This is a genomic window from Thermomonas hydrothermalis (assembly GCF_900129205.1).
GTDB lineage: Bacteria > Pseudomonadota > Gammaproteobacteria > Xanthomonadales > Xanthomonadaceae > Thermomonas > Thermomonas hydrothermalis.
This window is the reverse complement of the sequence record NZ_FQUK01000048.1, coordinates 1-13,326: the sequence shown is the minus strand read 5'-3', so window position 1 is coordinate 13,326 and position 13,326 is coordinate 1. Positions and strand designations below refer to the sequence as shown.

The following is a 13,326-nucleotide window of genomic DNA, read 5'->3' as shown; positions in this document are numbered from 1 at the left end:
GGCGTTTGGGCGCGCAGGATCGAGCGGCCAAGGCGGCGGGATTGCCGCCCTGTTCGCGCAGGGCCTGCTTCCACCGGTAGAGCGTGCGCCGGGACACGTCGAAGGCGTCTTGGGTGGCTTCGAGGCCGTGTGTGTCCCAGAAGCGCAGGATGTGCAGCCTTCGTTGAGCGTCTTTGGGGGTCATTGCCCAAAGATGACCCAAGGCGGCTATTCGATAGAACCCCCGGATTCGGTACCCGGCATGGTGCACTTGCATGGCGCTCCTCCTGCTTCGAAGGAGTGCCAAAGGTGTTTGAACTTATGCAAGAATGACCTCGACCGTCCCGTCGTCGTTCAGGCGGCCGCGGATGATCCGGTGCGAACTGTCGTTTTCGACATTGACAACATTGCCTGGCAGGGCCTGCCCCAAGGCACGGCCGCCCATTTTGACTTCGGTACTGCCGATCCGGGCCCGCAGTACCACCGGATCCCCTCGCCTGACGATCACGGTGACGGGCGCAGCAACTGCAGTCGCCGGCGGCGCAGCGGCCGTCTCAAGCTTCGCACGCACCGGGACGAACAGGCGCCACCCCGGCGTATCCGGACAGCGGACTTCGGCCATGGTCGGGCTCTTGGCGGTGGCCGTCAGCGGCTGCCGGCAGGCGCTCAGCCGTATCCCGGGGGCCAGCTGTGCCTGCGCGCCCGGCCCCGCCTGCAGCGCGTCCAACGCCGCCTGCTGGATTGCGGCCGGATCCTGCCATGCCTGCTGGGCCGCCAGCGGCAAGGCGGCTGCCAGTAACAGCCCGATCAGCCACCATCTCGACGGAAGATGAAGAACGCGCATGGTCATTCGCTGCCTGTGGGTACCCTCCGCATTGCAAGACACATGCCACCCTCAAGACTGGACGCTTGCCGCCGACAATGCCGGCATGGCCCGTCATCAACTGCTCGATCGCATCGACCAACGCATCCGTCTGGCTGGACACAACCGCCTGGCGCTGCTGCTGTTCCGGCTAGGGGGGCGTCAGATTTTTGGCGTCAATGTCTTCAAGGTTCAGGAAGTCCTGTTGCGCCCCCCACTGTTCACCATGCTCCAGCTGCCTCCGGGCTTCCTGGGGGCGGCCGACATTCGCGGCCGCAGTGTGCCGGTTCTGGATCTGGCCCGCGCCATCGGGCAGCCGAGCGACGTCCCTGCCAACTACCTGGTGGTGGCCGAGTTCAACCGCAGTGTGCAGGGCTTTCTGGTGGCCTCGGTCGATCGCATCGTCAACATCGCGGTGGAAGACATCCAGCCGCCGCCCGAGATCGGCGGGGAAGCGCATTACCTGATCGGGGTCACCCGCTACCACGACGAGCTGATCCAGCTGATCGACGTGGAAAGCGTGCTGGCCGAGGCCATGCCCATCAAGCAGGGTGAGCTTGAGGTAAAGCCTCCCGCATCTGGCATCGGCCGCGAGGTGTTGGTGGTGGACGACTCCCGGGTCGCCCGCAACCAGATCCGCAGTGTGCTGGATCAGCTGGGGCTGGCATCGACCCAGCTCTCCGATGGCCGGCAGGCCCTCGAGCATCTGCGGCAACTGGCCGCCAGCGGGCAGCGACCGTCCGAGCGCTATGCAATGGTGATCTCCGACATCGAAATGCCGTCCATGGACGGCTACACGCTGACGTCAGAAATCCGACGTGACCCGCAACTACGGGATCTGTACGTGCTGCTGCACACCTCGTTGTCGGGTGTCTTCAACCAGAGCATGGTGGAAAAAGTGGGTGCGGATGACTTCGTGCCCAAGTATTCGCAGCAGGAGCTGGCCGAGCGAATCGTCGCCAGAATCTCACAAATCAGTGGATAAAAGCTCCACAACACACTGAAAAACAAGCATCGACTAATCCATGTCCAGGCGCCCTCCCTGGTTGTAGAAGGCGGAGTTGACGGTCTGCCGTCACGAATAGGCACGATGCTTGCATGAAGCCATGCGACCCCTCGGAGGAGGCGCGCATGAGCGATTTCCTTGGTATCCACGGCACTGCGCTGATCCTGCGCGAACAGCGCCTTCAGGTGCTGGCGGCCAATCTGGCCAATGCCGATACGCCCGGCTTTCAGGCCCAGGACGTGGACTTCAACGCCGCCCTGCAGGCGGCCTTGACCGCCCCGCCGCCGATGCCGGGCGAGAACCCTTACCAGACCGCCGCCGAGCAGGCGCGTTTTGCTCGCCCCAGCAGTCAGCCCAGTCTGGATGGCAACACGGTGGACACCGCCCGCGAGCAGGCGGCGTTCTCCCAGGCTGCATTGGAGTACCGGGCGTCGATGGCGTTCGTGGAATCCAAGGTCAGAACCATGCTGACCGCAATCACCGGCCAGTAATCAGGAGGCCGTCATGAGCAATCTGCCGATCTTTGATGTCACCGGCTCAGCGATGCAGGCGCAGGCGGTGCGGCTGAACACGGTGGCCAGCAATCTGGCCAATGCCAATACCATCGCCGGCACCCCCGAAGGCGCCTATCGCGCCAAACAACCGGTGTTTGCCGCAGACCCCGTCGCTGCGCATCCCACGCTGGCGGGCGTGCGTGTGACCGAGGTTCGCGAAAGCACCAATGCGCCGGTCAAACGCTACGACCCCGGCAACCCCCTGGCCGATCCGCAAGGCTACGTGTACGCCCCGGACATCGACCCGGTGGCGCAGATGGTGGACATGATTTCCGCCTCGCGCAGCTACCAGGCCAATGTCGAGGTCTTCAACAGCGCCAAGGAACTGGCCGTCGCCACCCTCAACATGGGCCGCTGATCATGAACACCACCACCTCCCCTGCCGGCACCGACAGCGTGTATTCGCAGTACGCGCTGCCCACGTCCAGCAAGCCTGCAACCACCGGCAGCATGGGTCAGGCCGATTTCCTGCGGCTGATGACCGAGCAGCTGAAAAATCAGGACCCGTTGAACCCGCTCAAAGGGGCCGAGTTCCTCGGCCAGCTGGCGCAGTTCTCCACCGTGCAGGGCATCGAAAACATGCAGCAGGCCATGAACGCCATGGCCACCGTGATGGAAAACGACCAGTCGTTGCGCGCCGCCGCGCTGGTCGGCCATCAGGCCCTGGTGGACGTGGATCAGGTGCAACTGGAGCGCGGCAACGGTGCCAGCGGCGAGATCGTCGCCACCCACCCCGGCCCGGTGCAGCTTGAAATCGTCGATGCCAGCGGCGTGGTCGTGCAACGGCTGCAACTGACCGCCAGTGCCGCCGGCGCGGTGAAGTTTGAGTGGGATGGCAAAGGCGCCGATGGCACAGAGGCGCCCGCCGGTCGTTACACCTTCCGCGCCACCAGCGGCACAGGCCAGGACACCCAGGCGCTGGCCGTCCGGCTGAGCGCACGCATCGACAGCGTCTCGATTGAACCCCAAGGGCTGGTCCTCAACCTCGCCGGGCTTGGCGGCTATCCCCTTTCTTCCGTCCGCCGCGTCGGCTGAGGCGGCACCCTCTTGACCCAGGAGCCACCACCATGAGCTTTCGTATCTCGATCAGTGGCATGAATGCCGCCAGTTCCGACCTGGAAGTCACCTCGCACAACATTGCCAACGTCAATACCACCGGCTTCAAGGCCTCGCGCGCCGAGTTTGCCGACGTGTTTGCCGTTTCCACCTATGGCCTGTCGCAGAACGCCATTGGCGCCGGGGTGCGGTTGGCCGCCGTGGCCCAGCAGTTCAGCCAGGGCAATATCGATTTCACCGGACGCGCGCTGGACATGGCGATTTCCGGCCAGGGCTTCTTCACTCTATCCGACAAGGGCAGCCTGGTCTATTCGCGCGCCGGCAACTTTGGCACCGACCGGGAAGGCTATGTGGTCAACCCGGCTGGGCAACGCCTGCAGGTCTTTGCCCCCAACGTGGCCGGCGGCTTCGATACCGGCCGCCTCAGTGATCTGAAGGTCCCCAGCGGTGATGCGCCACCGGCGGCAACCACCAAGGTCACCGTCGAGACCAACCTGCCGGCCGCCGCATCGCAACCGACAGTATCGCCGTTTGATCCCAACGATCCGACCACCTATAACCAGACCACCTCGCTGACGATCTACGACTCGCTGGGCGCGGCCCATACCCAGTCGCTGTATTACGTCAAGACGGCCAACCCCAACGAGTGGGAGCTCTATACCTACATCGATGGCACCGCCGTCGGCGGCGCACAGACCCTGCAGTTTTCCAGTACCGGTGCGCTGGCCTCCCCTTCACCGCCGCTGATCACCCTGCCCGCCTATACACCCAGCAATGGCTCGGCGGCGTTGAACATCACCCTGAACCTTGGCAACACCACCCAGTTTGGTAACGCGTTCAGCATCCAGACCCAGACCCAGGATGGGCACGCCACCGGCCGGATCACCGGCATCGACATTTCGCCGGAAGGCGTGATCACCGCTCGCTACACCAATGGCGTCGCACAGCCGCTCGGCCAGATCGCGCTGACCAACTTCGCCAATCCGCAGGGCCTGCAATCGCTGGGCAACAACGCCTGGGCGGAAACCTACAACTCCGGGCAGCCGTTGCGCGGACAGGCGGGGACGTCGGATTTCGGCCTGATCCAGGGCGGTGGGCTGGAGGCGTCCAACGTGGATCTGACCGAGCAGCTGGTCAACATGATCACCGCCCAGCGCAACTTCCAGGCCAATGCGCAGATGATCCAGACCCAGGATCAGATCACGCAGACGGTCATCAACATCCGCTGATGAGCTTGCCCGCCCCGGCCTTGCCCGCCGGGGCGGCAGCAGGAGGTCACCATGACCGATCGCGCCATTTACGTCGCCATGACCGGTGCCAGCGCCATGCTGCGGCAGCAGGCCACCGTCGCCCACAACCTGGCCAATGTCGACAGCACCGGGTTTCAGGCCTCGCTGGATGCCACCGTCGCCGCGCCGGTGACCGGCCCCGGGCTGCCAACCCGAGTGGCCACGACCGCTCGCACCCTGGGCGTGGATGCCCGCGCCGGGGCGATCCGCAACACCGGCAATCCGCTGGACGTGGCGCTTAAACCAGAGCGCTGGCTGGCGGTGCAGGATGCGACGGGCGGCGTTGCCTACACCCGTGCCGGGGATCTGACGGTCAATGCCAACGGCATGCTGGTGACTGCCCGTGGCCAGCCCGTGTTGGGCGCTGACGGCGCCCCGCTCACGATCCCGGCGTATCAGGCCATCGAGATCGGGCAGGACGGCACCATTTCCATCGTGCCGCAAGGCCAACCGGCCTCGACCATGACCGAAGCCGGACGGCTGCAGATCGTGGCGGCCAAGACCACCGAGCTGCAACGCGGTGACGATGGCCTGATGCGCCCGCCGCCCGGTGCCGCCGCACCGCCGGCTGCCACCGGTGCCGCCCTGATCTCGGGGGCGCTGGAATCCAGCAATGTCGATGTGGCCGGTGCGCTGGTGTCGATGATCACGCTGTCGCGTCAGTTCGACATGCAGGTCCAACTTTTGCGTCGCGAAGATGAGAACTTCCGCGCCACCAACAGCATCGTCCGCTGAACGTTCTGTGTTGCACGTCCCGGATGTGTTCTTGCCCAGTTTCTGACTAAAGGAGTACGCCGCCATGACCCAGGCCCTGTGGATCGCCAAGACCGGGCTCGATGCCCAGCAGACCAAGATGGGGGTGATCTCCAACAATCTTGCCAACGTCAACACCACCGGTTTCAAGCGCGACCGTGCCAGCTTCGAGGACCTGCTCTACCAGACCCTGCGCCAACCCGGTGGGGCTACGTCCGAGCAGACCACGCTGCCCACGGGGTTGCAGATCGGCACCGGCGTGCGGGTGGCCGCCACCGCCAAGCAGTTCGCCCAGGGTGGACTGAACCAGACCGGCAACGCACTGGACGTGGCCATCAACGGGCGCGGCTTCTTCGAAGTGCTGCTGCCCGACGGCAGCTCCGCGTATACCCGCGACGGCAGTTTCCAGATCAATGCCCAGGGCGAGCTGGTCACCAATGCGGGGTATCCGGTTCAACCGGGCCTGCAGCTGCCTGAAGGTGCGCAGAGCGTGACCATCGGGGCCGATGGCACGGTCAGCGTGCAGATCGCAGGCCAGGTGCAGCCGGTGCAGATCGGTGCCCTCACCCTGGCCGATTTCGTCAATCCCGCCGGCTTGCAGGCACTGGGCGAGAACCTCTATGCCGAAACCGGTGCCAGCGGCCCGGCCCAGACCGGTAGCCCCGGCATCGGCGGTCTGGGGCGGCTGGTGCAGGGCGCGCTGGAAGGGTCCAACGTCAACGTGGTCGAAGAGCTGGTGGCGATGATCGAAACCCAACGCGCCTACGAGACCAACGCCAAGGCGATCTCCACCACTGACCAGATGCTGGGCTATCTCAACAACAACATCTGAGTGCTCCGCCATGTTCGCCGCCCCCGTTTTCCGCTGTTTCGTCTGGCTGGCCGCACTGCCGCTGCTGGCCGGCTGCGCCACCGTCAACCATCTACAAGGCGATGTCCGGCCGTTCCCGGAGGTTCCGGTGGCCGCCACCAGCAGCGCGACGACGCCTGTTGCCGCCCCTGCGGCACTGCCCCCAGGCGACAGTGGCGGTTCGATCTATGCCGCACGCAGCGGCAAGGGCCTGCGGCTGTTTGAGGACAACAAAGCCAGCGCGGTCGGTGATCTGCTCACCATCGTGCTGGTCGAAAACACCACCGCCACCACCCAGGCCAAGACGTCGGTGGCCAAGAAGAACAGCAACAGCCTGAGTGTGCCCGTGCTGGGCAATGCCACCCTGCCGGGGCTGTCGGCGTCCGTGAAGGGCGACCGCAGCTTCGACGGCAACGGCAACAGCGCCCAGAGCAACAGCCTGGCCGGTCAGATCACCGTGCGGGTGGTGGAGGATCTAGGCAATGGCAACCTGCTGGTGCGTGGCGACAAACAGCTGCGCCTGAACCAGGGTGACGAGCTGGTGCAGATTCAAGGCATCGTCCGTCGCGCCGATATCGGGCCTGACAACCGTGTGACCTCCGACCGGGTGGCCGATGCCCGCATCGTCTATGGCGGTCGCGGCACCCTGGCGCGTTCCAATGCCATGGGCTGGCTGGCCCGTTTCTTCAATTCCGCGCTGTATCCGTTCTGAAGGCCGCCATGAACCGCTTCCTCTCTGCCGCCATTGCCCTGCTGTGCACCCTGGTATTGGCGCCCGTGCCGGCCCAGGCCGAGCGGATCAAAGATCTGGCGCAAGTGGCCGGGGTGCGCGGCAACCCGCTGATCGGCTACGGCCTGGTGGTGGGCCTGGACGGCAGCGGCGACCGCACCAGCCAGACCCCGTTCACCGTGCAGAGCCTGAAAGCCATGCTCGACCAGCTGGGGGTTGCCATCCCACCCGGCGTGAACCCACAGCTCAAGAACGTGGCGGCCGTGGCGGTGTATGCCGAACTGCCGCCGTTCGCAAAACCCGGGCAGACCATCGACGTCACTGTCTCATCGATCGGCAATGCCGGCTCCCTGCGCGGCGGCAGTCTGCTCATGACGCCGCTCAAGGGCGCCGATGGCGAGGTCTATGCGATTGCCCAGGGCAGCCTAATCGTCAGCGGCTTCGGGGCCGCCGGCCGCGATGGCTCGAAGATTTCGGTGAATGCACCCAACGGCGGCCGCATCCCCTCCGGCGGCATCGTCGAACGTGCAGCCCCGGCGACCGCCAGCAACGGCAACATCACCCTCAACCTGCACTCGGCCGACTTCACCACGGCGGCGCGCATCGTGGCGGCGATCGACCGCGCATTTGGCCCCGGCCGCGCCCGCGCCATCGACGCAGTCACCATCGACGTCACCCCGCCCCCGGGTGATCGCATCGCCTTCCTCGCCGCGCTGGAATCACTCGACGTCGATCCGGGCACAGCCCCGGCCAAGGTCATCGTCAATGCCCGCTCCGGCACGGTGGTGATGGGCGGCCAGGTGACGGTGCTGCCGGCGGCGGTGGCGCATGGCTCGCTCACCGTCACCATCAGCGAATCCACCCAGGTCAGCCAGCCCGGCCCGTTCAGCGGACAAGGCCAGACCGTGGCGGCGCCGCAGTCGTCGGTCAGCATCACCAGCGAAGGCAGCCACATGATGCTGTTCAAGGGCGGCACCTCGCTGGAGGAGATCGTGCGGGCGGTCAATGCGGTCGGCGCAGCGCCCGGCGATATCGTCGCCATTCTGGAAGCGCTCAAACAGGCCGGCGCCCTGCGCGCAGAGCTTGAGGTCATCTGATGGCACAGCGATTGCTTGAGGTCTGATATGCGCCTGCCCTCCGCCACCCCGATTCCGCTCGAGCGTCCCCAGACGCCGGAGCGTGCGCGCGTGGAGGAAGCGGCTCGCGGGCTGGAAGGCCAGTTCGCCCAGATGCTGATCAAGACCTTGCGCAGCACCACGCCGGGCGATCCGTTTGCCGGCGACCCCACCTATCGTGATCTGTACGATCAAGCCCTGGCGCAGTCCCTCACCAAAGGGCGCGGGCTGGGCCTGCAACCGATGATCGTCAAACAACTGACGCGCACCACCCAGGGCGAGGCCCAACCTGCCGCTCCCGCCGGCCCGCTGCCGATCAACCCACCCGCCCGCCCCATCCCGCTGCAACCTGCCGGAACGCCTTCTGGCCTGCCATTGCCGGCGGGCCTGCGCGGCGATGTGCTGGCGCTGACGCCCGCCAGTCACGGCACCTCGCTGCCGGCGATGGCGCGGCCGTCGATGCTTCCGCAGCAGACGGCCAGCACCGCCACCTGCGATGAAAACGCCCCGCTGGACTGCAGCAGCCCGGAAGCCTTCGTGCGCTCAGTCTGGCCACATGCCAAGAAAGCCGCAGCAGAACTCGGCGTCTCGCCCAAGGCCCTGGTGGCGCAGGCCGCATTGGAAACCGGCTGGGGCCGCCGGCTTGCCGGCAAGGACGGCAAGGCCAGCTCGCACAACCTGTTTGGCATCAAGGCCAGTGGCGGCTGGCAGGGTGCCCAGGTCGATGCGCCCACGTTCGAATACATCAATGGCGAGCGGATCAGCGTGCGTGCGCGTTTCCGCAGCTATGCCAGCGCGGCCGATGCGTTTGCCGATTACACCCGGCTGCTGCAGAACCCACGTTACGCCGCCGCCCGCGGCAGCGGCGACGACGTCCACCGCTTTGCGCATGCCTTGCAGCGCGCCGGCTACGCCACCGACCCGATGTATGCCGCCAAGATCGCGGCCATCGCCGACGGCGCCACCCTGCGGCGCGCACTCGACGGTCTGGAGGGCTAACCATGGGCACCGGCATCCTCGGCACCGGCACCTCGGCCCTGCTGGCCTACCAGCGGGCACTGGCGACGGTCAGCCACAACGTGGCCAATGCCGCCACGCCGGGATACAGCCGGCAGCGGGTGGAACTGCAGGCGCGTCCGGCCAACACCAGCATGCTGCCAATCGGCCAGGGCGTTGACGTCAAACAGTTGACCCGGCTGGCCGACGGGATTGTGTTCGCCCGCCAGACCGACAGCGCAGGGGAACTGGGCCGGCTGGATCAACTCTCCCAGCTCGCGTCCCGGGTGGACGGCCTGATGTCGGATTCGGCCACGTCCCTGACCGAGCCCTGGTCCAGTTTCTTCAATGCCGCCAAAGGCGTGGTGGCCGACCCGACCTCCAGCCCGACCCGCAGCCAGCTGCTGGCCGCGGCCAACCAGCTTGCGACCCGCTTCCGCACCCAGGATGGGCAACTGGCGCAGATGGACGATGACGTCGATCGCGCCATGACCAACAAGATCGTCGATGTCAATCGTCTTGCCAGCGAGATCGCCGACCTCAACCGCACCATCATCGGTGCCGGAAAGAGCGTGTCGCCGGACATGCTGGACGCCCGCGACCAGCGGGTGCGCGAGCTGGCCAAACTGGTCGGCGCCGAGACGGCCATGCAGGACGATGGCGCGATGAACGTCTTCACCCCCGGCGGGCAGCCACTGGTGCTGGGCACACGGGCGTCGAGCCTGGGCACGATCTCGGATCCCTTCCGCCCCGACCGTCTGCAACTGGCCCTGAAGACGCCGACGGGCAACATGCGGTTGCCGGAAGGCACGGTCAGTGGCGAGCTGGGTGGGCTGCTGGAGTTCCGCAACCGGATTCTGGACCCGATGCGTGCCGAACTGGGCCGCATGGCCACGGCCCTGGCCCAGAGCGCCAACGCCATCCAGCATCAGGGGATCGACTACGACGGCAACCCCGGCGCCGACCTGTTCTCCATCGCCCCGCCGCAGGTCGCCGCTCATAGCAGCAACACCGGCACTGGCACGCTCACCGCCACCATCGACGATGTCGGCGCTCTGACCGGGCAAAACCTGATCCTGCGCTACGACGGCAGCAACTGGAGCGCACAGCGCGCCGATACCGGCGAAACGGTCACCATGACCGGCACCGGCACGAATGCCAACCCGTTCAAGGTGGGGGGGCTTGCCATCGTCGTGGGCGGCTCCGCTGCTGCTGGTGATCGCTTCCTGGTCACCCCCACGGCGGCGGCCACCGGCAGCCTGAAGGTGGCGCTGCAATCGCCCACCGGGATCGCCGCCGCCGCCCCACTGACCAGCAGCGCCGACCCCGCCAACCTGGGCGATGCGATGGTGTCTGGCTCGCAGATCACCGACCCCGTCCAGTTTGCCGGCTTTACCTCGGCCACCCTCGATTTCATCGACGCCACCCACTACACGATCGACGGCAACGGCCCGTACACCTGGGCACCTGGCACGGCGATCACGGGCAACGGCTGGAGCCTGACCCTGTCCGGCACCCCGGCGGCGGGCGACTCGTTCACGCTGACGCGCACCGGGCCGCGTTCGTCGGACAACAGCAACGCCCGCTTGCTGGGCGCACTCGACAACAAGGAAGTCTTGGATGGCGGCATCACCAGCATCACCACCGGCATCAACCGGATGGTGGGCCGGGCTGGCAGCGAGGCCAATCACGCCCAGATGTCGCTGCAGGCGCAGCAGGCGCTCGACGATCAGGCCAATGCCGACCGGGAAGCGATTAGCGGGGTCAACCTGGACGAGGAAGCCGCCGACATGCTGCGCTACCAGCAGGCCTATCAGGCCGCGGCGCAGCTGATCGCCACCGCCGACACCCTGTTCCAGTCGCTGCTTGCCGCCGTGCGCCGCTGAGGGATACCGCCATGAGCCTGCGCCTGTCCACCGCCCAGATGCACTTTCAGTCGCTGGAGAACCTGCGCGCGCGGCAGGCTGAAATCAGCAAGTACCAGCAGCAGATTGCATCGGGCGTCAAGCTCACACGCGGCGCCGACGACCCCACCGGGATCGCCGATGCCAAGCGGCTGGAACACATGCTGGCCTCTCTCGACCAGTTCGACCGCAACAGCACCTTGCTCAGCGACCGCCTGCGGCAGCAGGAAACCGCGCTGGCCGACGCCGGCGATGCTCTGCAACGCGCACAGGAACTGGCCATCCAGGCCAACAACGGCACCCTCAGCGACAGCGACCGCCACACCATCGCACTTGAACTGCGTGGCCTGCGCGAGCGCATGCTGCAGATCGCCAACCGCGACGATGGGCGCGGCCGCCAACTGTTTGCCGGCACCCAGGACGGCGTGCAGCCGTTCGTCACTGGCGCATCCGGCGTCAGCTATCTGGGCAACGACGGCCAGAACCTCGTGGATGTGGCACCAGACACCGCCCTGGCCGACACCGACCCCGGCAGCCGCGTCTTCATGCAGATCCCCACCGGTGATGGCATCAGCCGTGGCCGCGCCGCCGCCAGCAATACCGGCAGCGGCATTCTGCAAACCGCCCAGATCACCAACCCCACCCTCTGGAACGGCGCCACCCTGGAACTACGCTTCCTCAGCGCCAGCAGCTATGAGGTGGTGGACGGCAGCGGCAACCCGCTGTCCCCACCCGTGACCGGCACCTACACGCCAGGTCAGGCCATCAATGCGCAGGGCGCACAGTTTGTCGTCACTGGCGCGCCGGCCGCAGGTGACAGCTTCACCATCCAGCGCGCCCCCACCCAGGACATCTTCGCCACTCTGCAGCAACTGGCCGATGCCCTGGACACACCGGGCAACACACCGGCTGATGTCGCCCGCCGAACCAATGCCCTGCGCGCCGGGCAGGAAGACTTAGCGCGGGCCGAAAGCCACATGCTCGACCTCCGCGGCAAAACCGGCATCCGGATGCAAGACCTGGAGACGACGGACAACATCCGCGGCGGCAATGTGGTTGCCATGACCGAGATGCTCTCGAAGGTGCGCGACACCGATCTGGCGGATGCCATCAGCAAGCTGCAATACAACCTCACCGCGCTCGACGCCGCCCAACGCATGATGGCGCGGATGCAAGGCAGCTCGCTGTTCGACAAGCTCTAAACCGCAGCCCACCACCCATGTAAGTGCGCCGTGCGATGTGCGCGCCCACCGTGGCTGCCTGCAGCAGGCACGCCAGCGCCGCATCACCGGCCCGCAGCATTGTCCGCGCACCGCCTCTCGGCAGCGCCGCGCAAACTTTAGGGCATACACAAAAGAAATTTCATTTCTGGTGTATGCATCACAAATCGAAAAATTGATCTCAAGTCACCCAGTGCCGGGCCGTTAACTGGGGTGCAGATGAGAGACCGCCTTGCATGGCGCCCCCACTGCAGTCCAACCAGCCATGCCATTTCAGATGCCTGGGATCAGGCATCGCTCTAAACGGAGGAGTCTTCGCCATGTCCACCATGATCAATACCAACGTGATGTCGCTCAATGCCCAGCGCAATCTGGCGACCAACTCGGCCAGCCTGGCAACGACCATCCAGCGCCTGTCCTCGGGTCTGCGCATCAACAGCGCCAAGGACGATGCCGCTGGCCTTGCGATTTCCGAGCGCTTCACCACGCAGATCCGCGGCCTCGATGTGGCCGCCCGTAACGCCAATGACGGCATTTCGCTGTCGCAGACCGCCGAAGGCTCGATGGTTGAATTGGGCAACAACCTGCAGCGCATCCGCGAACTGGCGGTGCAGTCGCGCAATGCCACCAACTCCGCTTCCGACCGTGCCGCACTGCAGGCCGAAGTCAAGCAGCGCATCGCGGAAATCGACGGCTCCATCGCGTCTGGTGTGGAACGGGCCGCCGGATGATGTCAGCCTTGGCGGATGCAAGAACAACTCTTCACCCAGGCTTTGGGGCTGACGCCGCCGTGGGCGGTAGACAGCGTGTCGTTTCGTCCGGATGAGGGGGCGATCCACTTCGAGGTGTCGTGCGATACGGCCCGGCTGGCCTGTCCGGTCTGCGGGGCGGCGGACCAGCCGGTGCACGACCGGGTGGAGCGCACCTGGCAGCATCTGCACTTCTTCCAGTTCAAGGCCTTCATCCACTGCCGGGTGCCGCGCGTGGCCTGCCGCGAGTGCGGCAAGACCTC

General features: G+C 66.1%; 15 protein-coding genes and 1 pseudogene. 14 read left to right on the top strand and 2 right to left on the bottom strand.

Features of this window, described 5'->3' with window-relative positions; translation table 11 throughout:
• Together BUA29_RS10655 and BUA29_RS12105 are read right to left on the bottom strand one after the other, a co-directional pair.
• On the bottom strand, positions 1-184 hold a 184-nt coding region (locus tag BUA29_RS10655; RefSeq protein ID WP_218587186.1), incomplete at its 3' end, for a helix-turn-helix domain-containing protein.
• Between the two features lie 114 nt (positions 185-298).
• Positions 299-763, bottom strand: a complete 465-nt coding sequence (locus BUA29_RS12105) for a flagella basal body P-ring formation protein FlgA (RefSeq protein WP_178137927.1) — start codon at positions 761-763, stop codon at positions 299-301.
• 145 nt (positions 764-908) lie between these two features.
• Here BUA29_RS12105 and BUA29_RS10645 point away from each other — a divergent pair, with 145 nt between their 5' ends.
• The 14 genes and pseudogenes from BUA29_RS10645 to BUA29_RS10580 all read left to right on the top strand — a co-directional run.
• On the top strand, positions 909-1,826 hold the full coding sequence (locus BUA29_RS10645) for a chemotaxis protein CheV (protein WP_072756534.1): 918 nt from the start codon (positions 909-911) through the stop codon (positions 1,824-1,826).
• Positions 1,827-1,972: 146 nt separating this feature from the next.
• Positions 1,973-2,338, top strand: coding sequence for a flagellar basal body rod protein FlgB (gene flgB, locus BUA29_RS10640; protein ID WP_072756533.1), 366 nt, complete (start codon positions 1,973-1,975; stop codon positions 2,336-2,338).
• Between the two features lie 13 nt (positions 2,339-2,351).
• Positions 2,352-2,759, top strand: a complete 408-nt coding sequence (gene flgC / locus BUA29_RS10635; RefSeq protein ID WP_072756532.1) for a flagellar basal body rod protein FlgC — start codon at positions 2,352-2,354, stop codon at positions 2,757-2,759.
• Between the two features lie 2 nt (positions 2,760-2,761).
• On the top strand, positions 2,762-3,436 hold the full coding sequence (locus BUA29_RS10630) for a flagellar hook assembly protein FlgD (protein WP_072756531.1): 675 nt from the start codon (positions 2,762-2,764) through the stop codon (positions 3,434-3,436).
• A gap of 32 nt (positions 3,437-3,468) precedes the next feature.
• Positions 3,469-4,686: a flagellar hook protein FlgE gene (flgE, locus tag BUA29_RS10625; protein WP_072756530.1), complete on the top strand. Its 1,218-nt coding sequence runs from the start codon at positions 3,469-3,471 to the stop codon at positions 4,684-4,686.
• Between the two features lie 51 nt (positions 4,687-4,737).
• Positions 4,738-5,481 carry a flagellar basal body rod protein FlgF gene (locus BUA29_RS10620; protein ID WP_072756529.1) on the top strand — a complete coding sequence of 248 codons (744 nt, stop codon included), beginning with the start codon at positions 4,738-4,740 and terminating at the stop codon, positions 5,479-5,481.
• 64 nt (positions 5,482-5,545) lie between these two features.
• Positions 5,546-6,331, top strand: a complete 786-nt coding sequence (flgG, locus tag BUA29_RS10615) for a flagellar basal-body rod protein FlgG (RefSeq protein ID WP_072756528.1) — start codon at positions 5,546-5,548, stop codon at positions 6,329-6,331.
• A gap of 10 nt (positions 6,332-6,341) precedes the next feature.
• Positions 6,342-7,061, top strand: a complete 720-nt coding sequence (flgH, locus tag BUA29_RS10610) for a flagellar basal body L-ring protein FlgH (protein ID WP_072756527.1) — start codon at positions 6,342-6,344, stop codon at positions 7,059-7,061.
• Between the two features lie 8 nt (positions 7,062-7,069).
• Positions 7,070-8,176, top strand: a complete 1,107-nt coding sequence (locus tag BUA29_RS10605) for a flagellar basal body P-ring protein FlgI (RefSeq protein WP_072756526.1) — start codon at positions 7,070-7,072, stop codon at positions 8,174-8,176.
• Between the two features lie 27 nt (positions 8,177-8,203).
• The gene (gene flgJ, locus BUA29_RS10600) at positions 8,204-9,193 is read left to right on the top strand and encodes a flagellar assembly peptidoglycan hydrolase FlgJ (RefSeq protein WP_072756525.1); all 990 of its coding nucleotides are present in this window, start codon (positions 8,204-8,206) and stop codon (positions 9,191-9,193) included.
• Positions 9,194-9,195: 2 nt separating this feature from the next.
• The gene (gene flgK / locus BUA29_RS10595; RefSeq protein ID WP_072756524.1) at positions 9,196-11,076 is read left to right on the top strand and encodes a flagellar hook-associated protein FlgK; all 1,881 of its coding nucleotides are present in this window, start codon (positions 9,196-9,198) and stop codon (positions 11,074-11,076) included.
• An 11-nt stretch (positions 11,077-11,087) separates the two neighbouring features.
• Complete coding sequence (flgL, locus tag BUA29_RS10590; RefSeq protein ID WP_072756523.1) at positions 11,088-12,296, top strand: flagellar hook-associated protein FlgL; 1,209 nt, start codon at positions 11,088-11,090, stop codon at positions 12,294-12,296.
• Between the two features lie 338 nt (positions 12,297-12,634).
• Positions 12,635-13,006, top strand: a pseudogene (locus BUA29_RS10585) (flagellin N-terminal helical domain-containing protein); the annotation flags it as partial.
• Positions 13,007-13,060: 54 nt separating this feature from the next.
• On the top strand, positions 13,061-13,326 hold a 266-nt coding region (locus BUA29_RS10580), incomplete at its 3' end, for a transposase family protein (RefSeq protein WP_143148915.1).